Source organism: Companilactobacillus paralimentarius DSM 13238 = JCM 10415, from assembly GCF_001434985.1.
Lineage (GTDB): Bacteria > Bacillota > Bacilli > Lactobacillales > Lactobacillaceae > Companilactobacillus > Companilactobacillus paralimentarius.
The window spans coordinates 1-524 of the sequence record NZ_AZES01000128.1 but is presented as its reverse complement, the minus strand read 5'-3'; the positions used below and the strand labels follow the sequence as shown (position 1 = coordinate 524).

Here is a 524-nt window from a genome sequence, read left to right as displayed (position 1 = left end):
TGGATGTAAGCTGATTCCTGAGACAACTTTTAAGAGAGGGTATAATGAATAAATCGTCTCTCAAAAGGAAGGAATTTTTACATGCCAACTCGTTACGACAAAGAATTCAAACAAAACATCATCAACCTATATAAGCAAGGCGAATCAGCTGCCCAACTGGCCAGAGAATATGGCATTGGCTATTCAACCGTTCATAAGTGGATCCAGGGCCAAGCCAAAACTCAATCCGGTAAATCGCCAGACGAAATTAAAGCGATGGAAAAGCGGCTGGCTTCCCTGTCTGAGGAGAACGAAATCCTAAAAAAAGCCCTGGGCTTCCTTGCGCAGAAGTAACCAATATTTTTGATTACATTCACCAAGAAAGCCATCACCACCAGGTAACTAAGATGTGCCGAATCCTCGGTGTTTCCAGAGCTCAGTATTATCGTTATCGATCCCCAAAGCCTTCAAAACGCCGGGCCGAAGATGCGGACTTAAAACAACGGATTCTGCGGATCTTTGCGGAATTTAAGCAGCGATACGGT

1 protein-coding gene is annotated in these 524 nt (G+C 44.3%); it reads left to right on the top strand.

Features of this window, described 5'->3' with window-relative positions; all coding sequences use genetic code 11:
* Window positions 1-81: 81 nt before the first annotated feature.
* The gene (locus FD33_RS12960; RefSeq protein WP_002816285.1) at window positions 82-333 is read left to right on the top strand and encodes an IS3 family transposase; all 252 of its coding nucleotides are present in this window, start codon (window positions 82-84) and stop codon (window positions 331-333) included.
* Window positions 334-524: the final 191 nt, after the last annotated feature.

Coding starts and splice junctions, on each gene's coding strand:
- FD33_RS12960 (WP_002816285.1), top strand. CDS start 82: ATGCCAACTCGTTACGACAAAGAATTCAAACAAAACATCATCAACCTA.